We start from the raw sequence: 23,079 nt of genomic DNA on the forward strand, positions 1-23,079 counted from the left end.
TACAAAAACTGGAAATGCTCTATCTTTGTTACTGGGTCAGCATCGGTAAGTGTCAGAACTTAAAAATATTTGAGGAGCAGTGTTATGTCAGATCTGTCTGCTGCGCACTGCTCCACTGAGCTTCTCAATTTCACCGATTGCGCTGGCTGGGCAGAAGATAATCACGCTGCAGCTTTTAATACTTTTTTGAAATCCGCCATCTATGCCGAAACGCACCTCTATAAGAGCGGTAGTCTTGGCCCGCAATTTGAAGACCTTGTGCCTGTTTTTGCGCAGGCCCGCTCATTGGCGGCGGCACAACAAATCGACCGGCAGACAGCGCGTGTATTTTTTGAGCGCTGCTTTTATCCCGTTAAAATCATTCCCCATGACCGGAAAACCGGTTTTGTAACCGGTTTTTACGAACCGGAAATTGCTGCTTCCCGTGTAAAAACTGCACAATATTCAGTGCCGTTTTATCGAAAGCCGCCAGATCTCATCAAGCTGGATGCGGATAACCGTCCGAAAAATTTGCCCGAAGATATGGTTTTTGGCCGTTATCATAATGGGCAGGTGACAGAATATTTTGACCGGCAAGCAATTGATCAGGGTGCGCTGGCAGATCAGGGGCTGGAAATTGCCTATGTAGACAATAGAGTGGATGTTTATTTCGCTCATGTACAAGGCGCTGTGCGTCTGAATTTTGACGATGGCACGCAGATGCGCCTGACCTATGCGGCTAAGTCAGGCCATGGCTTTACCGGTGCAGGACGGGTTCTGATTGATAAAGGCGAGCTGGAACCTGCAAAGGTCACTATGCAGTCGATCCGGCAATGGCTGGCAGAGCGCCCTGCTCGTATTGATGAAATTCTGTGGCATAACCGGTCTTATATTTTCTTCCGTGAAGCTCCGGTGGATGATCCTTTGTCAGGGCCGGTGGCGGCTGCCAAAGTACCTCTGTCCGCACAAAGATCGCTGGCGGTGGATCGTAAATATCATTGCTTTGGCACGCCGTTTTTCATAAACACACATAAGAATTTAGAAAATGGCGAGGTTTTTCGTCATTTGATGATTGCTCAGGATACCGGATCAGCCATTCTTGGCCCTGCCCGCGGCGATCTGTTTTTCGGTTCCGGCGATGCGGCTGGCGAGCTTGCCGGCGGAATACGCCATGATGCTGATTTTATAATGCTGGTTCCCAGAAAAACTGTGGCGGATTAGCATTATGAAACACAAAAAGAATAAGCGCCCTGCCACGCGCATTTCGGATAAAAATATAATGAAAATACCAAAAAATCCGAAAGTGGAACCCGATCCGGCTGAGGTTTTATCAAAACAGAATTCTGGCTTTCTCAAAAATGAGGATCGTATTCTCTGGGAAACAGTTGCACGAACAACCCGTCCTTTGCGTCCTGTTAAGCCACGACAGGCCTTTGTGATCGAGGATATGCATCTGTGGGATATTGAGAATGGTATCAATATTCCGCAGCGTGTGGAGGCCGAGCCGGTCAAAGCGTCTGTTGCCAAAGCAGCCGGTGAAACATCTCTGCAAAGCCGTAAGAAACAAGATGTGGTCACCAATCCGCTTCACGATATCGACCGGCCGACAATCCGTAAGATTGCCAAGGGGCGCGTTGAAATTCAGGCGCGGATCGATCTGCATGGTATGCGCCAGCATGAAGCGCACGATCTGCTATATGGTTTCCTCTCAGATGCCTGGCACAGAGGTCTGCGCTTTGTCTTGGTGATTACCGGCAAAGGCACATCTATGGGCAGTGACGGCGTGTTAAAACAGGCTGTGCCGCATTGGTTCTCCACGCCCCTCTTCCGCCTCTATGTGAGCGCCTATGAGGATGCTGTGCGCCATCACGGCGGGCAAGGAGCGCTCTATGTCAGGCTGCGTAAAACACCGGCTGAGAAGCTCGCAGAGCGCCAGTCCTTCCCGTCAGGAAAGCGGCCATTATCATGACACCATTTGGTCAGCGTTTACGGAAATTGCGTGAGGAACGCGGTGTCAGCCAGAAGGAAATGGCGACAGCTATCCGCGTGTCGGCCGCTTATCTTTCAGCACTGGAGCACGGGCGCCGCGGTCAGCCGACATGGGATCTGCTGCAAAGAATTATCGGCTATTTCAATATTATCTGGGATGAGGCAGAGGAATTGCAAAATCTGGCAATGATCTCGCATCCGCGTGTGACAATCGACACTTCTGGCCTGTCGCCGGAGGCTACAGAATTAGCTAATCTCTTGGCCAATCATATCCGTATTCTGGACAGGAATATGATCGAAAGCCTCAGCACAACGCTGCGGCTGGCTCATAAAAAACATCGCAGCCTGCGTTAGAGCATTTCACCGTCAAGTTGATCCAACTTGACGGTAGTGATAATGCGACCAAATAAAAAATCTAGAGCGAGCGCTGTGTTCCAATCTGGACGTAAACCGCTCTAGAGCAGGTCGCGGAAAGGCGGACACCGGTTTTCCGCTAACGACATGCGTAAAAACAAGAAGACAGAGCGAGCGCAGCGGATACAACTAAACGCGACACGCTCTGAAACCTCAATTTAAAATAATGATTTCAGATCATCGATTTTGGAATTGACCAGCCAGCCATAGTAATTTTCCTGCGGCAGCTGTTTATTCTGTTTGCCTGCATTGATAGCCGCCAGAGCGCGGGCGCGGCTGTCTGCACCGCCGGTATTATACAGAGTTGCGGTAATACCCGGATTTTTCGAAATATCGAAATCAGCATATTTATTATAAGCTGTGATGGAATGTTTGATGGTCGCCGCCATATAGTGCAGGCTCAGATCAGGGTCCATAATGGTTTTATAAACCTGTGCACCATCATCGGCACTGAGCTTCGGCAGGCCGGATACGCGGTTGACCATGTCAGACATTTGCAAAGCCGTCAGCGGACTGATCTGACCGAGACCAAAGGTCTGACCTGCATAGAAAGGTTGGAAAAATACGGCAGCGAAGCGGTTATTCGGATAGGAGTTTCCGTCGACTTTTTTGCCGCGGAATTTGCTGTCCCAGATATTTTCACGACATGTCCAGAGGGAATAACTATCTGACAGACCGGCACATTTCTCAAATTCAGGACGTTTGATGAAATCGCTGACAGATTCACCTTTATAGCTGAAGCTGACACCTTGTTTCACATAGGAAATAGCTTTGACATAATAGGTCTGCAGCTGGTCATAGGCATCAACATTATAGGTGTGCTCGCCGATAATCGCACCGGCAATATGCACGGGATCAACATTATAAGCTGCGGCCGCCGATTTGATTTTGGTGCGCAAGCCACGATCCGATTTCAGCAATCCGTAGATTTTCTGATATTTGGCTTCATAAGTCGTGCGCATTTTTTTGGTGCGGTTGGCGGAAGCGCCGGGAATGGTCGGCTGCTCGGCATTGCGGTTACCGGCCGGTACGACAGTTGTAGCCTGTGCATTTGAGACGAGTGTAAGTGCAAAAAAACCTGTTCCGGCAGCAATTGCTATCCGTTTAAAATTGTTGCCGAGGTTCATAGGTATTTTTGCTCCGTTCGCATTTGCTGTCCTGCTGAATGGGAATTTCAGGAAAGCACGGCATTTTAACTTCGCGCAGAAAATATGAAACCCTCGCGCACAAGTCGAGAGGGTTTCAAAAACTTAACTGCATATGATGTGTGAATGTCACACAATGCTTATAGTCGGCTTATATCCGCATTAAAGGATGAAGCGTGACAGGTCGATATTCTTGGCCAGATCACCGATGCTGCTGCGCACATAAGCTGCATCCACGGTGAAAGTGGAACCGCTTTTATCCGGCGCATTGAATGAAATATCATCCAATACTTTTTCCATTACCGTTTGCAGACGGCGTGCACCGATATTCTCAATGGTGGAATTGAGATCAACGGCAATATCCGCAAGCGCATCAATGGCATCGTCGGTGATTTCCAGCGTCACTTCTTCTGTGGCCATCAGCGCCACATATTGTTTCAGCAGGCTGACTTCGGTTTCCGTCAGGATCGAGCGAAAATCTTCGCGTGTCAGAGCATTCAGCTCAACACGAATCGGCAGACGTCCCTGCAATTCCGGCAACAGATCCGATGGTTTGGAAACATGGAAAGCACCCGATGCGATAAACAGAATATGGTCGGTTTTAACCGGCCCGTATTTGGTCGCAACGGTTGTGCCTTCGACAAGCGGCAACAGATCGCGCTGCACGCCTTCGCGGGAAACCCCTGCCCCCATACCGCCTTCACGGGATGCGATCTTGTCGATCTCGTCAAGGAAAACGATACCGTCATTCTGGGTGACTTCCAGTGCTTCCTGTGTCACCTGATCCTGATCGAGCAGCTTGTCGGATTCATCATTGATCAGCAGCGCATAGGATTCTTTAACCGTGGTTTTGCGCGGTTTTGTCCGCCCGCCCATGGCTTTGCCCAGCATATCGCTTAAATTGATCATGCCGATATTGGCGCCTGGCATACCCGGAATTTCAAAACCCGGCATACCGGAGCTGTTATCTGCCAGTTCAATCTCGATTTCTTTATCATCGAGATCGCCTTCACGCAGTTTCTTGCGGAAACTGTCACGGGTTGCAGGGCTGGCAGTTTTGCCGACCAATGCGTCCAATACGCGCTCTTCCGCATTGATATGGGCTTTGGCTTTCACTTCTTCGCGCTTTTTCTCACGAACGAGGCCAATGGCGATTTCCACCAGATCACGGATAATCTGTTCCACATCGCGGCCGACATAGCCGACTTCAGTGAATTTTGTTGCTTCAACCTTGATGAAAGGCGCACCGGCCAGCTTGGCAAGACGGCGTGAAATCTCCGTTTTACCGACACCGGTTGGTCCGATCATCAGGATGTTCTTCGGCATCACTTCTTCGCGCATATTGCCTTCCAGCTGCTGACGGCGCCAGCGATTGCGCAGGGCAATGGCAACAGCGCGCTTGGCAGCTTTCTGACCGATAATGAAGCGATCAAGCTCAGAGACGATTTCACGAGGAGAAAATGTGGTCATATTTATCAGGATCCGCTTTGCCACTGCCGGATAAAGTCAACCGGATGCAGCAGCATGATAACATTGAGAATAAGGTTGTCTCGAATAACGATAAGGGCAAGAATTTCGAAAAACACTGCCGTGACGATAATCACCCATATAGGAAGCCGGGCTGCGAGAAAAAAGCCCAGTACCATGGAGAGCGTATCGAATACGGAATTGAGAATACTGTCGCCGAAATAATCCACGGAGGATGTATTGGCCCTGTAGCGCTCAATAATGAAATTCGAATTCTCAACCAGCTCCCAGCCGATTTCCAGTCCGAGCGCCAGCAGCAACCGCACATGCAGCGGTGCTTTTGGTGCAATCAGCCAGAACAATCCGTAGAAAATAAAACCGTGAATGATGTGAGACAGCGTGTACCAGTCAAAGAATTGCTGGGAATTTTCATTGCTGTTCACTTCATTGACGAAGAGACGGATTGTTCCGCATTCGCAGACCGGAACGCGCCCCATCATGTACAAAGTAACCGCCTGAATGGCTGCTGTGATTGCAATGATGAGCAGGATTTTATCCCACTGCCAATGTGGCTTTGACGCGGCAGGCGGAAGTGATGATGCGGTCACGATAAACCTTTAGTGTTTTACAAAACTAAATAACGATACCGCATAATTGGCAGGTTCTTACGCGCAATCAAGACTTTCGACAGTGAAATTGCTGTTTGTGTAAACGCAGATTTCCGCTGCAATGGTCATTGCTTTACGGGCAATGGTCTCCGCATCCATGTCTGTGTCAATCAGTGCACGTGCTGCCGACAGCGCATAATTACCACCGGAACCGATGGCCATCACGCCATTTTCCGGCTCCAGAACATCACCAAGACCGGTAATGGCCAGCGTGATATTTTTATCAGCAACCAGCATCATGGCTTCAAGTTTGCGCAAATAGCGGTCTGTACGCCAGTCTTTGGCCAGCTCTACGGATGCGCGCATCAGCTGATCGGGATATTGTTCCAGTTTGGCTTCCAGCCGTTCAAGCAGGGTGAAAGCATCAGCAGTCGCACCGGCAAAACCGGTAATCACGCTGCCGCCTTTGCCGATACGGCGCACTTTGCGGGCATTGCCCTTCATAATGGTCTGGCCGAGGGACACCTGTCCGTCACCGGCGATCACCACTTTATTGCCCTTGCGCACGGTGACAATGGTGGTGCCGTAAATTGTATTCGGATTATGTTCAATCATTTGCGCAACTCCGCTGATTGGTCTTCATCAAATCGATCTGCTGTATTTATGATCTCATACGTAAATTACAACGGACAATAATACAGCCTGTTTCATCAAAGCATTTGGCAAAACTCAACCACTGTTCTAGAACAAGGCCGGAGAAGAACAAGATCGGGTTATCAATATGAGCAATCAGCGTATAGCAAAAGTCAGCCGCAGCACCAAAGAAACCAGCATTGAAGCTGAAGTCTTTCTGGATGGTACGGGCCGTTTCGATATTTCGACCGGCGTTGGCTTTTTCGATCATATGCTGGAGCAATTATCGCGACATTCGCTGATTGATATGAAAATAACCACCAAGGGTGATACGCATATTGATGACCATCATACGGTTGAAGATACCGGCATTGCCATTGGTAAAGCCATTGCGGAAGCTCTGAGTGAACGTCGCGGCATCGTGCGTTATGCCTCGATTGATCTCGCTATGGATGAGACACTGACCTCTGCGGCGCTGGATGTATCCGGTCGTCCGTTTCTGGTGTGGAATGTGGCCTTCAATGCACCGAAAATCGGCACATTCGATACGGAACTGGTGCGGGAATTCTTTCAGGCGCTGGCGCAGAATGCGGGCATTACCCTGCATGTGAATATGCGCTATGGTATCAATAATCATCATATTGCCGAGACTTGTTTCAAGGCTGTGGCGCGCGCATTGCGTATGGCGATTGAAACCGATCCGCGGCAGAAAGATGCCATTCCTTCGACAAAAGGCACGCTGAAAGGCTGATTATGGCCAGCTATATCGTTCTGGAACCAACGGACGCGGTAAAACTGAAACCGGTTAAAGCTGTTGCGGGTGATCATACGATTTTTGTGCGCGATGAATTTACCGTCTTCGCGCTGATCCTGCCGTTTCTCTGGTTATTGGTGCATCGCTTGTGGTGGCATGCGCTTATGGTGGCTCTGATCGGTTGGGGTGCATTCAGCGTTTTGGGCTCTTATCTTTCTTCTGCTTTTGTCGTTTCCGGCCTGTCACTTTTGCTGTCGCTGTTTGTTGCGCTGGAAGGGCGTAACTGGTATCTCACAGCGCTCAGACGCAAGGGGTATGAGGAAGTGGCACTCATCAGCGCCAATGACTTGAGCGATGCGGAAACTCTTTATTTTTATGGTGCTGCAAAACCGGCAGAAAAAGCAGAGCCTGTCTCTGTATCTTCTGACAATAAGGTTTTGTCCGGTACTGTGACCGGCACGGCGGTTCCTGCGGCAACACATGCTGCAGACGGCGCTATGATCGGTCTGGTTGATTATCACGGAAGGTCGTGACATGCGTGTTGCCATTATTGATTATGGTTCCGGAAATCTCAAATCGGTAGCCAAGGCTTTTGAACGTGCGGTATCGGATATGGGCAGTCCCATTCATGTGGACGTGACCAGTGATGCCAAAGCCGTACTGGCCGCAGATCATATTGTGCTGCCGGGTGTCGGTGCCTATGCCGATTGCCGACGTGGTCTGGATGCGGTTTCCGGCATGGTCGATGCTTTGAGCGAAGTGGTTCAGCATAAAGCGCGACCGTTTCTTGGTGTTTGTGTTGGGATGCAGCTGCTTTCAACGCGGGGGCTGGAAAAAAGCATCACCAATGGCCTCAACTGGATTGAAGGTGATGTGCGCGAGATGAAGCCGTCTGATGCCGCGCTGAAAATTCCGCAGATCGGCTGGAATACCATCGAGTTGAACCATGCCCATCCGGTATTCAACGATATAGAAACCGGCGAGCATGGCTTGCATGCTTATTTCGTGCATTCCTATATGTTTGATGTGAAAAACAGCGCTGATGTGCTGGCAACCACCAGCTATGGCGGGAGCGTAACGGCGGCAATTGCGCGCGATAATATTGTCGGCACGCAGTTCCATCCGGAGAAAAGCCAGCGCCTCGGCCTTAAACTCATTACTAATTTCCTGAAGTGGAAGCCATGATACTTTTTCCGGCAATTGACCTGAAAGACGGTGAATGCGTTCGCCTGAAACTGGGTGATATGAACCAGTCTACGGTTTATAACACTGATCCTGCAGCTCAGGCGAAAGCCTTTGAAGATCAGGGATTTGAGTGGCTTCATGTGGTTGATCTGAACGGTGCTTTTGCCGGTTCCAGCGTCAATGGCGCGGCCGTGGAAGCCATCCTCAAAGCGACTAAAAATCCGGTTCAGCTCGGCGGCGGTATCCGCACGCTGGAACATATTGAGGCATGGCTTTCCAAAGGACTTTCCCGCGTCATTCTCGGCACCGTTGCGGTGCGTGATCCGCAGCTGGTGATTGAAGCCTGTAAAGAATTTCCGGGCAAAGTCGCTGTCGGCATTGATGCCAAAGGCGGCAAGGTTGCGGTTGAGGGCTGGGCAGAGGCTTCAGAACTCGGCGTGATTGAACTGGCGCAGAAATTTGAAGGGGCAGGGGTCGCAGCGATTATCTATACGGATATTGACCGTGACGGTATTCTGGCAGGCATCAATTGGCCGTCAACTCTGGGCTTGGCAGAAGCCGTGTCCATTCCGGTGATTGCATCCGGTGGTCTGGCTTCGATGGATGATATTCATCGCATGACGCAGGCCGACGCCCGTAAACTGGAAGGTGCAATTTCCGGTCGTGCGCTTTATGACGGCCGTATTGATCCGGCTGAAGCGCTGGCACTGTTACGTGCCGCAAAGGAGGCCGCGCAATGACTTTGAAAGCACGCGTTATTCCTTGTTTGGACGTTAAAGACGGCCGCGTCGTCAAGGGCGTCAACTTTGTTGACTTGATTGATGCCGGTGATCCGGTGGAAGCCGCAAAAGCCTATGATGCAGCGGGTGCAGATGAGCTTTGCTTTCTCGATATCACCGCTTCATCGGATAATCGCGAGACAATTTTCGATGTGATTGCCCGCACGGCTGAACAATGTTTCATGCCGCTGACCGTCGGTGGTGGTGTGCGTGCGGTTGCTGATATCCGCAAGCTGTTGCTGGCCGGTGCGGACAAAGTTTCAATTAATACTGCTGCGGTACAAAATCCTGATCTGATCGCAGAAGCAGCGGATAAATTCGGCAATCAGTGCATTGTCGTGGCTGTCGATGCCAAAAAAGTATCGGGGGCAGGAGAGGCGGATCGCTGGGAGATTTTCACCCATGGCGGCCGCAATGCAACCGGTCTTGATGCGATTGAATTTGCCCGCACAATGGTTGATCGCGGAGCAGGGGAAATCCTGCTGACCTCGATGGATCGTGACGGTACCAAAGTCGGTTATGATCTGGCGCTGACCCGCGCTGTGGCAGATGCTGTGAGCGTTCCGGTGATTGCATCCGGTGGTGTCGGCTCTCTGGACGATCTGGTGGCCGGTGTGAAGGAAGGTCATGCCAGTGCGGTACTGGCGGCGTCCATTTTCCATTTTGGCACTTACACAATTGAAGAAGCCAAACGCTATATGGCAAGTCACGGTATTGCTATGCGTCTGGATGATGTTCGAAATTAACAGATCAAACTGGTTTTCGGAGAGGAAACCAGTTTGATTTACTGATAAAATTAAGTTGTTTCATGCAATGAGGGGTGCTTTTCATCCCTCATTTGCTTTAAAGACCATTCGCATTGCTGTGCGGGATTCTCATCGCGCATTCTATAAATTGCACTGAAACAGGAGTGCAGCATGACAGATTTCACCCTTGCTGAGCTTGAGCAGATTGTTGCTAATCGCGCGGCTGCAACAGATGGTTCATCTTATACAGCCTCACTGATTGCCAAAGGTCAGCATAAGGCCGCCCAGAAACTGGGCGAAGAAGCGGTTGAAACTGTTATTGCGGCGATGATGCAGGATGAAAAAGCTGTCATTTCTGAAAGTGCCGATCTGCTCTATCATTTGCTGGTTGTGTGGAAGATTGCAGGCGTCTCGCTGGAATCCGTGATGCAGGAACTGGATAAACGTACCTCGCAAACCGGACTTCAGGAAAAAGCTGCACGAAAACCGGAATAGGCTGAAGCATTCATCTGGTTCCCGGGTTTATTCAGAGATCGAAATGCACTCCATGGATCTTTTTAAAAAGAAGCATTATTCGCCTTATCAGGTTTTTACCGCTGCGGAATGGGCAGAGTTTCGTGCCGATACGCCGCTGACCCTGACGCTGGATGAAGTGAAACGTCTGCGCTCACTCAACGATCCGGTGGATCTGGATGAAGTGCGGCGGATTTATCTGGCTTTGTCGCGTCTGCTGTCGACCCATGTGGAGGCGCTGCAATCGCTCTACAAACAGCGCAAACAGTTTCTGATGAAGGATGATACGGTCAAAACACCGTTTATCATCGGCATTGCCGGTTCTGTAGCGGTCGGAAAATCGACCACAGCGCGTATTCTGAAGGAATTGCTGAGCCGCTGGCCATCGAGTCCTAAAGTCGAGCTGGTGACGACTGACGGCTTTCTCTATCCCAATGAAGTGCTGCGTGCTGAAGGACGGATGGAGCGGAAAGGTTTTCCGGACAGTTATGACGCCGGCGCCATTCTCAACTTCCTGTCATCTATGAAGGCAGGCATGAGCCATGTTCAGGCACCGGTCTATTCGCATCTGACCTATGACGTGGTTGCCGGTAAGCATGTGACCATTGACCGGCCGGATATTCTGATTTTTGAAGGCATCAATGTGCTGCAGGTCCGTGATCTGCCCGCAGACGGCAAGGCCGTGCCATTCGTGTCGGATTTCTTTGATTTCTCAATCTATATTGATGCTGATCCGGTGCTGATCCACAAATGGTATATCAACCGCTTCATGAAACTGCGTGAAACGGCATTCCGTGATCCGCAGAGCTTCTTCCATCGCTATTCGCAATTGTCGGAAGAGGCGGCATTGTCGATTGCCGAAGGCTTGTGGACGAATATCAATCTCAAAAACCTGTTTGAGAATATTCTGCCGACCCGTCCACGCGCAGATTTGATCCTGCGCAAAGGGGAAAATCATATGATTGAAGAAGTGGCTCTGCGCAAAATCTGAGCTTCAGAGTTGTAAAAAAGCCCCGCTGTTGATGACAGCGGGGCTTTTTGTTTTGATCGGAATTACGCCAGCGGCGGAATGCGCAGAACCTGACCCGGATAGATTTTGTCCGGCGAGGTCAGCATCGGTTTATTGGCTTCAAAGATTTTCGGGTTTTTATCGCCATGGCCTTTGCCATATTGGGCTTCAGCGATTTTCCAGAGATTGTCGCCCTTCTTCACGGTGTAGAAAACCGGTGCCGCACCTTCAGCAGCACCATCAACTTTCAGTTCCGAGGCTTCCACTTTGGAAACACCGAGGGAGTTACCGACAGCAATAATCGCTTTTTCAAAAGCGGACTGATCTTTGACATTGCCGGAAAGTACAGCCTTGTCGCCCTGAACAGTTACCTGCACATCACTGGTACCGAGATTATGGGAATCCAGCTCTTTTTTCAGATCTTCTGCTTTAGGCTCATCGTCACCAAAGCCAAGTTTGGTACCAACCGATTTCACAAAATCAAATATGCCCATTCCGTTTCTCCTTTGAGTGTCAGATATCATCCGCTTCAAGAATATAGGCAGGTAAATGAATTAAGGAAGCCACCCGTATAAAATAACAGGCATTATCGAAGATTAATCACCTTTGACACGCTGGCGCATTTTCTTGACATCTGCACGACCGGATTTTGCTTTCAGACGCCGTTCGACAGAGCCTTTGGTCGGCTTGGTCTTTTTACGCGGTGGCGGTGGTGGTTTGGCAGCCTCGATAATCAAAGCAATCATACGGTTGCGGGCATCTTCACGGTTCTTTTCCTGACTGCGGAAGCGGCTGGCTTCAATTACAATCTCACCGTCTTTATTGGCACGCTGCCCTGCTAGGCTGATGAGGCGCGCATAGACATCTTCCGGCAAGCCCGCTTGCATGGCTGCAAAGCGCAGCTGCACGGCTGTTGAAACCTTATTCACATTCTGTCCGCCTGGACCGGAAGAGCGGATAAAGCTCTCCTCCAGCAGGTTTTCATGAATGCTGATCCGGTTGGTAATGCGGATAAGATGTTTGTTTTGTTCCGTCATGAGCGGATTTATAACGGAATATCTGAAATCTGCGAAGATAAGTGCAGAAATAAAAAAACGGTGCCTGCAAGGCACCGTTCTTAATTTCAGAAATGCAGATTTATTTATTCAGCAGCAATTGCCAGAGCCGGTGCAGCCGAACGGACTTCCGCATCTACATGGTCTTCAAACTTGGCAAAGTTTGTGATGAACATGTTGGCCAGTTTTTTAGCCTGTGCGTCATAGGCAGCTTTATCCGCCCATGTTGAACGCGGGTCGAGAATGCTTGAATCAACACCCGGAACAGCCACAGGAACTTCAAAACCGAAGTTCGGGTCTGTGCGGAATTCCGCGCCATTGAGCGAACCGTCAAGTGCTGCGGAGAGCAGGGCGCGTGTTGCCTTGATCGGCATACGATTACCGGTGCCGTAAGCGCCACCTGTCCAGCCGGTGTTTACCAGCCAGCAGTCAACTTTGTGCTCCGCAATCAGCTTGCGCAGCAGATCGCCGTATTCCGAAGGATGGCGCGGCATGAAAGGCGCACCAAAGCAGGTGGAGAAGGTTGCTTCCGGCTCGGTCACACCTTTTTCAGTACCGGCAACCTTAGCGGTGTAACCGGACAGGAAGTGGTACATAGCCTGAGCAGGGGTCAGCTTGGCAATCGGAGGCATCACACCGAACGCATCAGCAGTCAGCATGATGACGTTTTTCGGCTGACCGGCAGTACCGGTTTTGGATGCATTGGAGATGAAGTCCAGCGGATAGGCTGCACGGGTATTTTCTGTGCGCGAACCATCGTTGAAATCCGGCTGGCGGTTTTCATCGAGAACAACATTTTCCAGCACAGTGCCGAAACGCTGTGTTGTGGAATAGATTTCCGGTTCAGCTTCTGCCGAGAGACGGATGGTCTTGGCGTAGCAGCCGCCTTCAAAATTGAAGATGCCGTTTTCGCTCCAGCCATGCTCATCATCACCGATCAGCGTGCGTGTCGGATCAGCGGAGAGGGTGGTTTTACCGGTGCCGGACAGACCGAAGAAAATCGCGGTATCGCCGTTTGGTGCTTCATTAGCCGAGCAATGCATTGGCATAATGCCTTTTGCAGGCAGAATGTAATTCAGAGCGGTAAAGACCGACTTCTTCATTTCACCGGCATAGGAAGTACCGCCGATCAGCACAACTTTGTTGACCAGATCGCAGGCGATCACGGTTTCTGTGCGGCAGCCGTATTTTTCAGGATCTGCGCGGAAGGATGGCAGATCAATAATGGTCATTTCCGGCATGAAGCTCTGCAGGGCAGCAATTTCAGGACGGATCAGCAGGTTGCGGATGAACAATGAGTGCCATGCAAATTCGGTTACAACACGAACCTTGATATTGTGCTCGGCATCGGCACCGCCGATCAGGTCCTGAACGAACAGTTCTTTGCCTTTGGCGTGCTCAATGAAATCGGCATGCAGCTTGGCAAAATTTTCCGGGCTCATCGGCTTGTTATTGTCCCACCAGATCTGGTCTTCGGTGGTTGCATCACGCACAACGAATTTGTCTTTAGGGCTACGTCCGGTATGTTGTCCGGTTACGGCCATCAAAGCGCCCTGTGCAGTCAGAGTTGATTCACCGCGGCGGATCGACTCCTCATAGAGCTGAGCCGGTCCGAAATTATAATAGACCGCGGCGAGGTCTTTTAGCCCCGTCGTTGCAATGGAAGCAGCTGGATTGCGATTGCCAGTCTCGATCATAATTTTCACTCGCAGTTTTCATTGGTTGGTCGACAGCGCATTTTCTCTCCGCGCTAAGGCAAAGTCACAACCAGATTAGCGAGACAATTTCAAATCTTTAATCGTTTAAAATTTTTTAAATTTTTTTTAAATCGTTTTTATGGCAATTTATTTTGCCGCTATCCACATAAGCAAGGTGTCTGGCGCGGGTATAAATTGCAGGCGAAGCATCAGAAAAATTGCTGCTGCCTTACTTTGTACTTAATTTGTCCTGCTTAAAAGACGTGCTATATAAGTTGAATAGTCGAATTTGATTGAGGAGAAGCGACCTGATGAGGGAAGTTCCGGTAACACAGACCATTGCGCTCGTAGATGATGACCGCAATATCCTGACTTCTGTTTCCATTGCTCTGGAGTCGGAAGGCTATCGGGTCGAGACCTATACAGACGGTGCTTCCGCGCTGGATGGTCTGATGGCGCGTCCGCCAAATCTTGCAATTTTCGATATTAAAATGCCGCGTATGGATGGTATGGAGCTGCTCCGCCGTCTGCGCCAGAAATCTGATCTGCCGGTGATCTTCCTGACATCGAAAGATGATGAGATTGATGAATTGTTCGGCCTGAAAATGGGTGCGGATGATTTTATCACCAAGCCGTTCTCCCAGCGTCTGCTGGTAGAGCGTGTTAAAGCGGTGCTGCGCCGTGTGGCGGCTCGTGAAGGTGCGGTTAAAAATCCGGGTCAGCCGACAAAATCATTGCAGCGCGGCCAGCTGGAAATGGATCAGGAGCGCCATACCTGCACATGGAAGGGCGAACCGGTTACATTGACAGTGACTGAATTCCTTATCCTGCATTCACTGGCACAGCGTCCGGGTGTTGTGAAAAGCCGTGATGCGCTGATGGATGCCGCTTATGACGAGCAGGTTTATGTGGATGACCGCACGATCGACAGCCATATCAAGCGTCTGCGTAAGAAATTCAAAGTTGTTGACGATGATTTTGAAATGATTGAGACGCTTTACGGTGTTGGCTATCGCTTCCGCGAGGCGTAAAAGCCTCGCAATATAAGAAAGCACGAGGCGTAAAAGCCTCGCATTTTAGAAAGTACGAAGCGTAACCGCTTCGTAATATAAAAAAAAGCCCGAAGCGTGAAGCTTTGCAAATATAGCTGATATAAAAGCACGGAGCGGTTATAATGCATTGCATAACCGCTCCGTCTTAATTCGCTGAAGGAACTGATCGCCCTCAATGGTCGCTGAAACGGAAAACAGAACGACATTGCGCCGCAAGGAACGTCTTGCGCGCCGTCAGCGCTCGCTTGTCTGGCGGCGACTGTTTTCACCGCTGCGCCGTACATTGGGCAATTATGTTTTCTCCAGTCTGACCAAGCGTATTCTGTTTCTTAATCTGGCAGCGCTTGCGGTGCTGGTTTCGGGGATCATGTATCTCAACCAGTTTCGTGATGGTCTGGTGGATGCGAAGATTGAAAGTCTTCTGACGCAAGGTAAAATTATCGCGGCTTCCATTGCCTCATCGGCAAGTGTTGATACCAATTCGATTATGATCGATCCGGATAAGTTGCTGGAGCTGCAGGCCGGTCAGAGCATTACTCCGTCACCGGACTCTCCGGATAACTGGGAATTTCCGATCAATCCGGAAAAAGTAGCGCCACTGCTGCGGACATTGATTTCTCCGACCAGTACCCGTGCGCGTATTTACGATAATAATGCCAATATCCTGCTCGACTCGCGCCATCTCTATTCGCGCGGACAGGTACTGAGCTATGATTTGCCGGTACTGGATGAGGATGATCAGAGTTTTGGCGAGCAGATCAGCACATGGTTCAATAATCTGATTAACCGCAACAGTCTGCCGCTTTATCAGGAGCCGCCGGGCGGTAACGGTTCTGTCTATCCGGAAGTGATTACAGCTTTGACCGGTTCTTCCGGCAAAGCACAGCGCCGGAATGAAAAAGGCGAGCTGGTTGTTTCGGTTGCTGTGCCGATCCAGCGTTACCGTGCGGTGCTCGGCGTTTTGCTGATGTCGACCGAGGGCGGTGATATTGATAAGATTGTTCGCGGTGAGCGCAATGCGATCCTGCGTGTCTTTGTTGTTGTATCACTGGTGATGGTGATCCTGTCGTTGTTTCTGGCTTCAACGATTGCCAATCCGCTGCGAAAATTGTCTGAAGCGGCAGATCGTGTGCGTCACGGTATTAAAGGCCGTGTTGAAATTCCGGATTTCTCTGACCGTCAGGATGAAGTCGGCCATCTTTCCACGTCGATCCGCGATATGACCGATGCGCTTTATGCACGTATTGAGGCGATTGAAAGTTTTGCGGCCGATGTCAGTCACGAGTTGAAAAATCCGCTGACTTCCCTGCGTAGTGCAGTTGAAACGCTGCCTCTGGCAAAAACCGATAGTGCTAAGAAACGTCTTCTTGACGTGATCCAGCATGATGTGCGCCGCCTTGATCGTTTGATTACCGATATTTCCGATGCATCGCGTCTGGATGCGGAACTTGCCCGTGAACATACGGATCGTGTGGATATGCAGGCACTGCTCAATAATATTGTGGCAGCTGCGAGAGAAGTGCGCCGCAATAAAGTGGGCACAAAAATCCTGCTGGATATCGGTAAGCTTCCGGCAGGAGCAAAAGGTTTTTATCTGCCGGGGCATGATTTGCGGCTTGGTCAGGTTGTCTCTAACCTGATTGAAAATGCCCGTACCTTTGTGCCGGAAGATAATGGTGAAATCAGAATTTACCTGAACCATAAAGGTTCAAAAATTCAGGTTGTCGTTGAGGATAATGGTCCGGGTATCGGCGCTGAAAATATTGAGCGTATTTTCGAGCGGTTCTATACAGATCGCCCGTCTTCGGAGGCTTTTGGTCAGAATTCCGGTCTTGGACTTTCAATCAGCCGGCAGATTATTGAAGCACATGGTGGTGCACTAACAGCTTCTAATATTCCTGATCCTGAAGATGCTGAGCATTGGCTGGGCGCGCGGTTCCTGATTGATCTGCCGGCGGAATTACCGGAAAACACCAGACGACAGCGTGCACAGGCGGCACAGAATACGGAAAACTGATAATAAAGCGGAGAAACGCATGAGCAATTCTGAAAGTTTTGTGTTTCACGCCACATCTCTGGTTCTTGGTTCCTTTGGCATTTTAATATGCGGAGCTTCCGGCTCGGGAAAATCATCACTGGCGCTCACTCTGATCGAACGTGCGCAGCAGACAGGCCGTGTCGGCACATTGATTTCTGATGACCAGACGACGATCAGTACAGAAGAGGGGAAGCTGATCGCTTCCACACCTTCAGCGATTGCCGGTGCTGTTGAAATTCGCGGTGCAGGTTTATTTGAGGTGCCGTATCAGCAACAGGCAGAGCTCAACCTGTTGGTCGAGCTGGTGAGTGCGGATAAAGCGCCTCGTTATCCGGCAGATGAAAAGCGCGAACTGGCAGGAATTATGGTTCCTGTGCTGGTCTTGCCGGAATTGGCAGGGGATTGCGATTCGCTGCAATGTGCCAGAGCGATAGAAGCGACTTTATTTATGAAACGCTGGGGCAGCCGTGAAACTGCCTGAAAGCCTTTGTTTTTTAACGGCTGGTTTAGAATAAAATCTGTGTTTCAGTGCGGCATAACCGACGAAAGCCGTGGGGGGCTTTATTTTTTGCTTGCACTCATTATTCTCGGTGCCAACATAGAAGGTCTGGCCAATATTAAAAATCTGAGCCTGAATTCAGAAAATTACGGCCATAAAATTTATGTCTTAGGGGTAAATGTCTGAACTTTTGGTTCGGATTGAGCTTACAAGCTTTTATATTGTGAGTGCGACAATGGAAAAGCGACCAGCAGGAGCAGTTTAATAATGATCGGACTCGTGCTTGTTACGCACGGAAGGCTGGCCGAAGAGTTTCACCATGCTGTTGAGCATGTTGTCGGCCCTCAGGAAAATTTCGAAACCGTTAGTATCGGTGCCGATGATGATATGGAAAAACGCCGTGAGGATATTGTCGCGGCGGTTGCTAAGGCCGATCAGGGGCAGGGTGTTATTATTCTAACCGATATGTTCGGCGGTACACCTTCCAATCTGGCAATTTCGGTGCTTGATGCAGGCAGGGTTGAGGTCATTGCCGGTGTTAATCTGCCGATGCTGATTAAACTGACCAGTGTGCGTCAGTCCGGTGATATGGAAGCATCATTGCGTGAAGCGCAGGATGCAGGCCGTAAATATATTAATGTTGCCAGTCAGGTACTGACGAGTAAGTAATAATCTCAGGTACTGACGAGCAAATAACAAAGTCAGGCACTATACGGGTAATCAGATTAGGCACTGACGGGAAAAATAAATATGGCTCAGGTTGCTGTCAGCGGATGTTATGAGCCTGATAAGGCAGAGACCCGCAAATTTACGATCGTGAATAAGCGGGGTCTGCATGCACGGGCTTCGGCAAAATTCGTGCAATTGGTGGATAGTTTTGACGCTCATGTCCGTGTTGAAAAAGACGGAATGAGTGTTGGCGGCACATCGATTATGGGGTTGATGATGCTTGCGGCATCACCGGGATGTTGCATTGATGTCAGCGCTTGCGGCGTTGAGGCAACAGCCGTTCTGGATGCGCTGGAACAGCTTGTCGGCGATAAATTCGGCGAAGAATGCTAAAGAGATTTATTCCCAGCTTTAAAAGCACCGGTCACACCGGTGCTTTTTTATTGACTGAATCAGGCTACATAAAGATATAAAGATTACCTTATATTTTTGTTTGAGCCGCTTTCTCTGATCTGCTACACATATTTTATTGAAGTTGTAACAGCTGAAAGCGGAGTGCAGATGTCTGTATCGGGAGAATATATCATCAAGGATATCGGTCTGGCGGACTGGGGACGCAAAGAAATCGTTATTGCGGAAACAGAAATGCCCGGTCTGATGGCATCACGTGAGGAATTCGGGCCGAAACAGATATTGAAAGGCGCGCGGATTTCCGGCTCCCTTCATATGACAATCCAGACAGCTGTGCTGATTGAAACACTTCAGGCGCTGGGTGCAGAAGTGCGCTGGGCGTCCTGTAATATTTTTTCGACACAGGATCATGCAGCGGCGGCAATCGCTGCGCAAGGCACACCGGTTTTCGCAATCAAGGGCGAAACGCTCGAAGAATACTGGACCTATACGGATAAAATTTTCCAGTGGCCGGATGGGGAGCCTTCCAATCTGATCCTCGATGATGGCGGCGACGCCACCATGTATATTCTGATCGGTGCACGCGCTGAGGCCGGTGAAGATGTTCTGTCAAAACCGGGCAGTGAAGAAGAGGAAATCCTCTTCGCTCAGATCAAAAAACGTATGGCTGAAACACCGGGCTTTTTCACCCGCCAGCGTGCGGCGCTGAAAGGTGTGACGGAAGAAACGACTACCGGCGTAAACCGCCTTTACCAGTTGCAGCGTGCGGGTCAGCTGCCTTTCCCTGCCATTAATGTCAATGACAGCGTAACCAAGTCGAAATTCGACAATAAATACGGCTGTAAAGAATCGCTGGTGGACGGTATCCGTCGCGGTACTGATGTGATGATGGCCGGTAAAGTCGCTATTGTCTGCGGTTATGGCGATGTGGGTAAAGGCTCAGCACAATCACTGCTTGGTGCCGGTGCCCGTGTTAAAGTCACAGAAGTTGATCCGATCTGCGCTTTGCAGGCGGCAATGGATGGTTTTGAGGTGGTCACGCTCGACGATGCCGCAGCGGATGCGGATATCGTCATCACCACAACCGGCAATAAAGACGTCATCACCATCGAGCATATGCGCAAGATGAAAGACATGGTGATTGTCGGCAACATCGGCCATTTTGATAATGAAATTCAGGTTGGTGCGCTGCGCAATCTGAAATGGACGAATATCAAGCCGCAGGTGGATATGATCACCTTCCCGGACGATAAGCGTCTGATTCTGTTATCCGAAGGTCGTCTGCTCAATCTCGGCAATGCGACCGGCCATCCGAGCTTTGTGATGTCTGCCTCTTTCACCAATCAGGTGCTCGGTCAGATCGAGTTGTTCACCCGTGGCGAGACTTATAAAAACGAAGTCTATGTGCTGCCGAAACATCTCGATGAAAAGGTTGCGCGGCTGCATCTGGCCAAGCTTGGCGTGAAGCTGACTGTGCTTTCTGAGGAACAGGCTGCATATATCGGTGTGACACCGCAGGGACCATTTAAATCGGATCACTACAGGTATTAACTATAGTTTAATTAACATACAACATATTGTGGCCGGAAGGATTGACATTCTGCCGGCCTTTATTTTTGCGCCCGCAGCGCTTCAAACAGATTCCCTGTAGCTGTATTGTGCTATGATTCGAAGATAATGGCAGAAAATTCTGCCGCTGATTTTTAAACAGTTATGAAGCAGCAAATGCTGCGGCGGAGAATTTTAAGGCATGTCAGGTGTCAGTTCATTTCGAAATATTGGCTCTGTTATAAGCCGTCATTTTCGCAAAGCTCTGGCAGCGACAGCCGCATTTTCTTCTGTTTTGGTATCCGGTCAGGCACTGGCGCAAAGCTATGATATCGGACGAATTCCGATGCCGGGCGGAAGCACTTTAGGCCCGAATGAAGTGGTGCAATTTGCCATTGTTGTGGGGGTAACAGGTGCCGCACTTTTGTCGGTCAGCTGGATCATCCGCAGCCGTAATCGTGTGAACCGCGAGAACAGTGCTTTGCGTGCCCGTGTTGCTGATCTCAGCCATGCGGTGACACGCAGCGAAACCCTGCTTAATTTGAAAGATCAGCGTATTGTAGTCTGGGCAGGCGCGGAACCGGCAAAACGCGGGACGCCACAACATAATACGCAGACAGAAGTGCTGGGTCAGTTGCCGGTGGCCAGCGGAGTGCCGCAGGATCCGTCGGCTTTTTTAAGTTTCGGGCGCTGGTTGCGCACCGATTCCGTAGTGGCATTGGAGCGCGCGATTTTATCGCTGCGCGAATATGGCCGCTCCTTTGATTTTCTGGTTGAGACCAATAATGGCACGATGCTGGAAGTGCAGGGGCAGACAACCGGTGCCTATGCCATTACCCGCTTCATTAATGTTGACGGTGTTCAGGCCAGAGCCGCGCAATTACAGGTACAGAATAATGAGCTGTCCGACACGCTGACAATGCTCCATGCACTTCTGAACCGTCTGGACCAGACTGTCTGGACACGGGATGTGGAAGGGCGGCTGAACTGGGCGAATAATGCCTATGTACAGGCTGTCGGTGCGAGTGATCTCGATCAGGTTTTGCAGGAAGGGCGCGAATTGCTGGGTGAACAGGCGCGCCAGAAGATTGAGCGTGAGCGCGTTCTGTCAGCTGATCCGTCTGCGGCTAATCTGAGCCATCAACCGGTTATGATGCAGGCAGCACAACAGGGCACATCCATTGCCACTTTCCGTGATCGGCTGGCCACGGTTATTGCCGGTGACCGCCATATGCTGGATGTGGCTGAGGTTTCCTGTTCGGCTGGTTCTGCCGGTTTTGCAGCCAATATGAGCGATCTGGAGCAGGTGCGGGCAGAATTGCAGCGCACGCTCCGCAGCCATGCGGAAACTCTCGACCAGCTTTCAACAGCTGTGGCGATTTTTGATCCTGAAATGAAGCTGCAATTCTTCAATCAGGCTTTTGCCAAATTATGGTCGCTGGATATTGCCTATCTGGAAAGCCATCCGAGCAATGCCATGCTGTTTGATGGTTTGCGCAGTGACGGCAAATTGCCGGAACAGCCGGAATGGCGACGCTGGAAAGAATCCATGCTGTCGGCCTATCGTGCTGTTGATCCGCAGGAACATTGGTGGCATCTGCCGGACAGCCGCACTTTGCGTGTGGTTGCCAATCCGCATCCGCAAGGCGGTGTGACATGGTTCTTCGAGAATATGACCGAGAAATTCGATCTCGAAAGCCGCTATAATACTTTGATGAAGGTGCAGGGCGAAACGCTGGATCATCTGGCCGAAGGTGTGGCCGTGTTCGGCGCCGATGGGCGTATCCGTCTGTCTAATCCGGCTTTTGCTGAATTGTGGTCGATCCCGCCGACTATTGCCGTTGAAGGTACGCATATTTCGGTCATTCGCAAGCAGTGCAAAGAACTGGCCGATGACCGTTATTGGGACGAGTTTGTCTCGGCTGTGACCGGTATTGCTGACAAGCGCGAGGGCACACAGGGGCAGGCAGAACTGTCCACAGGCACGATCCTTTCCTATGCTGTAGTACCGCTGCCAAAAGGCCAGATGATGCTGACCTTTGTCGACGTGTCCGATACGGTGCATGTGGAACGTGCGCTGAAAGACAAGAATGAAGCGCTGGAACTGGCCGATCAGATCAAGAATGATTTCGTTCAGCATGTATCCTATGAGCTGCGTTCGCCGCTCACCAATATTATCGGCTTTACCGAATTGTTGCAGACACCTGGCTTCGGCGAGCTGAACAATCGTCAGCGCGAATATGTTGAACATATCAGCACATCGTCACTGACCCTGCTGACCATTGTGAATGATATTCTTGATCTGGCGACCGTCGATGCCGGTATTATGGAGCTGGATGTCAGCGATGTGCCGGTACGCGAGGCGGTTGCCGCTGCTGGTGAGCGTGTGGCGGACCGTCTGCGTGAACATAATATTGCGCTGCAGATCAATATTGAAGATGTCGTCACCAGTTTCCGCGGCGATGCCAATCGTGTTCATCAGGTGCTGTTCAACCTGCTGAGCAATGCGGCCAATTATGCACCGGAAGGCTCAGTTGTCGGTCTGGATGCGCGTCTTGACGGCGATCATATTCTTTTCAGTGTGCACGATAATGGTCCGGGCATGCCTAAAGAAGTGCTGGATACGGTGTTCAAACGCTTCCAGTCGCACAGCAATGGCGGCCGTCGCCGTGGTGCAGGGCTTGGTCTGTCGCTGGTGAAAAGCTTTGTGGAACTGCATGGCGGCACAGTTGATATCCGCACGGCACCGTCGTCAGGCACAACCGTGCTTGTTCGTTTCCCGTTGGATGCGCGCCTGTATCGTGCAGCAGCCGAATAACCGGATCAGGCTGTCTTTTCCTCTGAATATCATTATTCTCATCATGTCCGGAGATGACGGGCAGAGCATAT

24 protein-coding genes are annotated in these 23,079 nt (G+C 50.5%); 17 read left to right on the top strand and 7 right to left on the bottom strand.

Features of this window, described 5'->3' with window-relative positions; translation table 11 throughout:
* Positions 1-84 precede the first annotated feature (84 nt).
* The 3 genes from mltA to KHQ09_RS17430 are packed head-to-tail and all read left to right on the top strand — an operon-like array spanning position 85 to position 2,322.
* Positions 85-1,200: a murein transglycosylase A gene (gene mltA / locus KHQ09_RS17420; protein ID WP_213599580.1), complete on the top strand. Its 1,116-nt coding sequence runs from the start codon at positions 85-87 to the stop codon at positions 1,198-1,200.
* 58 nt (positions 1,201-1,258) lie between these two features.
* A complete protein-coding gene (locus KHQ09_RS17425; RefSeq protein WP_213599582.1) occupies positions 1,259-1,948 on the top strand; it encodes a Smr/MutS family protein in 690 nt (229 codons plus the stop codon).
* Positions 1,945-2,322, top strand: coding sequence for a helix-turn-helix domain-containing protein (locus KHQ09_RS17430; RefSeq protein WP_022709150.1), 378 nt, complete (start codon positions 1,945-1,947; stop codon positions 2,320-2,322). The genes KHQ09_RS17425 and KHQ09_RS17430 overlap by 4 nt, the downstream gene beginning before the upstream one ends.
* A 218-nt stretch (positions 2,323-2,540) precedes the next feature.
* Here KHQ09_RS17430 and KHQ09_RS17435 read toward each other — a convergent pair whose 3' ends face one another.
* The 4 genes from KHQ09_RS17435 to hslV all read right to left on the bottom strand — a co-directional run bounded on the left by KHQ09_RS17435 (position 2,541) and on the right by hslV (position 6,217).
* Entirely contained in the window at positions 2,541-3,509 is a 969-nt protein-coding gene (locus KHQ09_RS17435) for a DUF1402 family protein (protein WP_213599584.1), read from the bottom strand.
* 180 nt (positions 3,510-3,689) lie between these two features.
* Complete coding sequence (hslU, locus tag KHQ09_RS17440) at positions 3,690-4,997, bottom strand: ATP-dependent protease ATPase subunit HslU (RefSeq protein ID WP_075653920.1); 1,308 nt, start codon at positions 4,995-4,997, stop codon at positions 3,690-3,692.
* Between the two features lie 5 nt (positions 4,998-5,002).
* The gene (locus tag KHQ09_RS17445; protein ID WP_213599586.1) at positions 5,003-5,602 is read right to left on the bottom strand and encodes a DUF2585 domain-containing protein; all 600 of its coding nucleotides are present in this window, start codon (positions 5,600-5,602) and stop codon (positions 5,003-5,005) included.
* A 57-nt stretch (positions 5,603-5,659) separates the two neighbouring features.
* A complete protein-coding gene (hslV, locus tag KHQ09_RS17450; protein WP_022709154.1) occupies positions 5,660-6,217 on the bottom strand; it encodes an ATP-dependent protease subunit HslV in 558 nt (185 codons plus the stop codon).
* 166 nt (positions 6,218-6,383) lie between these two features.
* On the opposite strand from hslV, the gene hisB reads away from it, so the two are divergent.
* The 7 genes from hisB to coaA all read left to right on the top strand — a co-directional run bounded on the left by hisB (position 6,384) and on the right by coaA (position 11,203).
* A complete protein-coding gene (gene hisB / locus KHQ09_RS17455; RefSeq protein ID WP_420801460.1) occupies positions 6,384-6,986 on the top strand; it encodes an imidazoleglycerol-phosphate dehydratase HisB in 603 nt (200 codons plus the stop codon).
* A gap of 2 nt (positions 6,987-6,988) precedes the next feature.
* On the top strand, positions 6,989-7,522 hold the full coding sequence (locus KHQ09_RS17460) for a DUF2628 domain-containing protein (protein ID WP_022709156.1): 534 nt from the start codon (positions 6,989-6,991) through the stop codon (positions 7,520-7,522).
* A gap of 1 nt (position 7,523) precedes the next feature.
* Positions 7,524-8,174: an imidazole glycerol phosphate synthase subunit HisH gene (hisH, locus tag KHQ09_RS17465; RefSeq protein ID WP_022709157.1), complete on the top strand. Its 651-nt coding sequence runs from the start codon at positions 7,524-7,526 to the stop codon at positions 8,172-8,174.
* Positions 8,171-8,914 carry a 1-(5-phosphoribosyl)-5-[(5-phosphoribosylamino)methylideneamino]imidazole-4-carboxamide isomerase gene (hisA, locus tag KHQ09_RS17470; RefSeq protein ID WP_075653924.1) on the top strand — a complete coding sequence of 248 codons (744 nt, stop codon included), beginning with the start codon at positions 8,171-8,173 and terminating at the stop codon, positions 8,912-8,914. Before hisH ends, hisA begins: the two co-directional genes overlap by 4 nt.
* A complete protein-coding gene (gene hisF / locus KHQ09_RS17475; protein ID WP_213599588.1) occupies positions 8,911-9,699 on the top strand; it encodes an imidazole glycerol phosphate synthase subunit HisF in 789 nt (262 codons plus the stop codon). Before hisA ends, hisF begins: the two co-directional genes overlap by 4 nt.
* Positions 9,700-9,870: 171 nt before the next feature.
* The gene (locus KHQ09_RS17480; RefSeq protein WP_075653926.1) at positions 9,871-10,194 is read left to right on the top strand and encodes a phosphoribosyl-ATP diphosphatase; all 324 of its coding nucleotides are present in this window, start codon (positions 9,871-9,873) and stop codon (positions 10,192-10,194) included.
* Positions 10,195-10,246: 52 nt separating this feature from the next.
* Positions 10,247-11,203 (top strand): type I pantothenate kinase, encoded by a 957-nt coding sequence (gene coaA / locus KHQ09_RS17485; RefSeq protein WP_022709266.1) that lies wholly within the window; start codon positions 10,247-10,249, stop codon positions 11,201-11,203.
* Between the two features lie 62 nt (positions 11,204-11,265).
* Here coaA and lysM read toward each other — a convergent pair whose 3' ends face one another.
* The 3 genes from lysM to KHQ09_RS17500 all read right to left on the bottom strand — a co-directional run bounded on the left by lysM (position 11,266) and on the right by KHQ09_RS17500 (position 13,973).
* Entirely contained in the window at positions 11,266-11,715 is a 450-nt protein-coding gene (lysM, locus tag KHQ09_RS17490; protein WP_022709265.1) for a peptidoglycan-binding protein LysM, read from the bottom strand.
* Positions 11,716-11,817: 102 nt separating this feature from the next.
* Positions 11,818-12,258, bottom strand: coding sequence for an alternative ribosome rescue aminoacyl-tRNA hydrolase ArfB (gene arfB / locus KHQ09_RS17495; protein ID WP_151158834.1), 441 nt, complete (start codon positions 12,256-12,258; stop codon positions 11,818-11,820).
* Positions 12,259-12,362: 104 nt separating this feature from the next.
* Positions 12,363-13,973: a phosphoenolpyruvate carboxykinase gene (locus tag KHQ09_RS17500; RefSeq protein WP_213599596.1), complete on the bottom strand. Its 1,611-nt coding sequence runs from the start codon at positions 13,971-13,973 to the stop codon at positions 12,363-12,365.
* A 311-nt stretch (positions 13,974-14,284) separates the two neighbouring features.
* On the opposite strand from KHQ09_RS17500, the gene KHQ09_RS17505 reads away from it, so the two are divergent.
* From KHQ09_RS17505 to KHQ09_RS17535, 7 genes are all read left to right on the top strand, one after another.
* Positions 14,285-15,004, top strand: a complete 720-nt coding sequence (locus KHQ09_RS17505; protein ID WP_022709262.1) for a response regulator transcription factor — start codon at positions 14,285-14,287, stop codon at positions 15,002-15,004.
* 196 nt (positions 15,005-15,200) lie between these two features.
* Complete coding sequence (locus KHQ09_RS17510) at positions 15,201-17,042, top strand: sensor histidine kinase (RefSeq protein WP_213599598.1); 1,842 nt, start codon at positions 15,201-15,203, stop codon at positions 17,040-17,042.
* A gap of 19 nt (positions 17,043-17,061) precedes the next feature.
* The gene (locus KHQ09_RS17515; protein WP_213599600.1) at positions 17,062-17,544 is read left to right on the top strand and encodes an HPr kinase/phosphorylase; all 483 of its coding nucleotides are present in this window, start codon (positions 17,062-17,064) and stop codon (positions 17,542-17,544) included.
* Positions 17,545-17,829: 285 nt separating this feature from the next.
* Positions 17,830-18,231, top strand: a complete 402-nt coding sequence (locus KHQ09_RS17520; RefSeq protein WP_022709258.1) for a PTS sugar transporter subunit IIA — start codon at positions 17,830-17,832, stop codon at positions 18,229-18,231.
* A gap of 81 nt (positions 18,232-18,312) precedes the next feature.
* The gene (locus tag KHQ09_RS17525) at positions 18,313-18,624 is read left to right on the top strand and encodes an HPr family phosphocarrier protein (protein ID WP_022709257.1); all 312 of its coding nucleotides are present in this window, start codon (positions 18,313-18,315) and stop codon (positions 18,622-18,624) included.
* A 168-nt stretch (positions 18,625-18,792) separates the two neighbouring features.
* On the top strand, positions 18,793-20,193 hold the full coding sequence (gene ahcY, locus KHQ09_RS17530) for an adenosylhomocysteinase (RefSeq protein WP_213599602.1): 1,401 nt from the start codon (positions 18,793-18,795) through the stop codon (positions 20,191-20,193).
* A 199-nt stretch (positions 20,194-20,392) separates the two neighbouring features.
* Positions 20,393-23,008 carry a sensor histidine kinase gene (locus KHQ09_RS17535; protein ID WP_213599604.1) on the top strand — a complete coding sequence of 872 codons (2,616 nt, stop codon included), beginning with the start codon at positions 20,393-20,395 and terminating at the stop codon, positions 23,006-23,008.
* Positions 23,009-23,079 lie beyond the last annotated feature (71 nt).

The sequence above is a fragment of the Pseudochrobactrum algeriensis genome, assembly GCF_018436245.1.
GTDB lineage: Bacteria > Pseudomonadota > Alphaproteobacteria > Rhizobiales > Rhizobiaceae > Pseudochrobactrum > Pseudochrobactrum saccharolyticum.

Bases quoted from the DNA above. Each gene is read 5' to 3' on its own strand.
- hisB (WP_420801460.1), top strand. From the start codon at position 6,384: ATGAGCAATCAGCGTATAGCAAAAGTCAGCCGCAGCACCAAAGAAACC.
- KHQ09_RS17510 (WP_213599598.1), top strand. From the start codon at position 15,201: ATGGTCGCTGAAACGGAAAACAGAACGACATTGCGCCGCAAGGAACGT.
- arfB (WP_151158834.1), bottom strand. From the start codon at position 12,258: ATGACGGAACAAAACAAACATCTTATCCGCATTACCAACCGGATCAGC.
- KHQ09_RS17535 (WP_213599604.1), top strand. From the start codon at position 20,393: ATGTCAGGTGTCAGTTCATTTCGAAATATTGGCTCTGTTATAAGCCGT.
- KHQ09_RS17460 (WP_022709156.1), top strand. From the start codon at position 6,989: ATGGCCAGCTATATCGTTCTGGAACCAACGGACGCGGTAAAACTGAAA.
- KHQ09_RS17525 (WP_022709257.1), top strand. From the start codon at position 18,313: ATGGCTCAGGTTGCTGTCAGCGGATGTTATGAGCCTGATAAGGCAGAG.
- KHQ09_RS17515 (WP_213599600.1), top strand. From the start codon at position 17,062: ATGAGCAATTCTGAAAGTTTTGTGTTTCACGCCACATCTCTGGTTCTT.
- KHQ09_RS17500 (WP_213599596.1), bottom strand. From the start codon at position 13,973: ATGATCGAGACTGGCAATCGCAATCCAGCTGCTTCCATTGCAACGACG.
- hslU (WP_075653920.1), bottom strand. From the start codon at position 4,997: ATGACCACATTTTCTCCTCGTGAAATCGTCTCTGAGCTTGATCGCTTC.
- hisA (WP_075653924.1), top strand. From the start codon at position 8,171: ATGATACTTTTTCCGGCAATTGACCTGAAAGACGGTGAATGCGTTCGC.
- KHQ09_RS17430 (WP_022709150.1), top strand. From the start codon at position 1,945: ATGACACCATTTGGTCAGCGTTTACGGAAATTGCGTGAGGAACGCGGT.
- KHQ09_RS17425 (WP_213599582.1), top strand. From the start codon at position 1,259: ATGAAAATACCAAAAAATCCGAAAGTGGAACCCGATCCGGCTGAGGTT.
- hisH (WP_022709157.1), top strand. From the start codon at position 7,524: ATGCGTGTTGCCATTATTGATTATGGTTCCGGAAATCTCAAATCGGTA.
- ahcY (WP_213599602.1), top strand. From the start codon at position 18,793: ATGTCTGTATCGGGAGAATATATCATCAAGGATATCGGTCTGGCGGAC.
- hisF (WP_213599588.1), top strand. From the start codon at position 8,911: ATGACTTTGAAAGCACGCGTTATTCCTTGTTTGGACGTTAAAGACGGC.
- KHQ09_RS17435 (WP_213599584.1), bottom strand. From the start codon at position 3,509: ATGAACCTCGGCAACAATTTTAAACGGATAGCAATTGCTGCCGGAACA.
- KHQ09_RS17480 (WP_075653926.1), top strand. From the start codon at position 9,871: ATGACAGATTTCACCCTTGCTGAGCTTGAGCAGATTGTTGCTAATCGC.
- coaA (WP_022709266.1), top strand. From the start codon at position 10,247: ATGGATCTTTTTAAAAAGAAGCATTATTCGCCTTATCAGGTTTTTACC.
- KHQ09_RS17520 (WP_022709258.1), top strand. From the start codon at position 17,830: ATGATCGGACTCGTGCTTGTTACGCACGGAAGGCTGGCCGAAGAGTTT.
- lysM (WP_022709265.1), bottom strand. From the start codon at position 11,715: ATGGGCATATTTGATTTTGTGAAATCGGTTGGTACCAAACTTGGCTTT.
- KHQ09_RS17505 (WP_022709262.1), top strand. From the start codon at position 14,285: ATGAGGGAAGTTCCGGTAACACAGACCATTGCGCTCGTAGATGATGAC.
- mltA (WP_213599580.1), top strand. From the start codon at position 85: ATGTCAGATCTGTCTGCTGCGCACTGCTCCACTGAGCTTCTCAATTTC.
- hslV (WP_022709154.1), bottom strand. From the start codon at position 6,217: ATGATTGAACATAATCCGAATACAATTTACGGCACCACCATTGTCACC.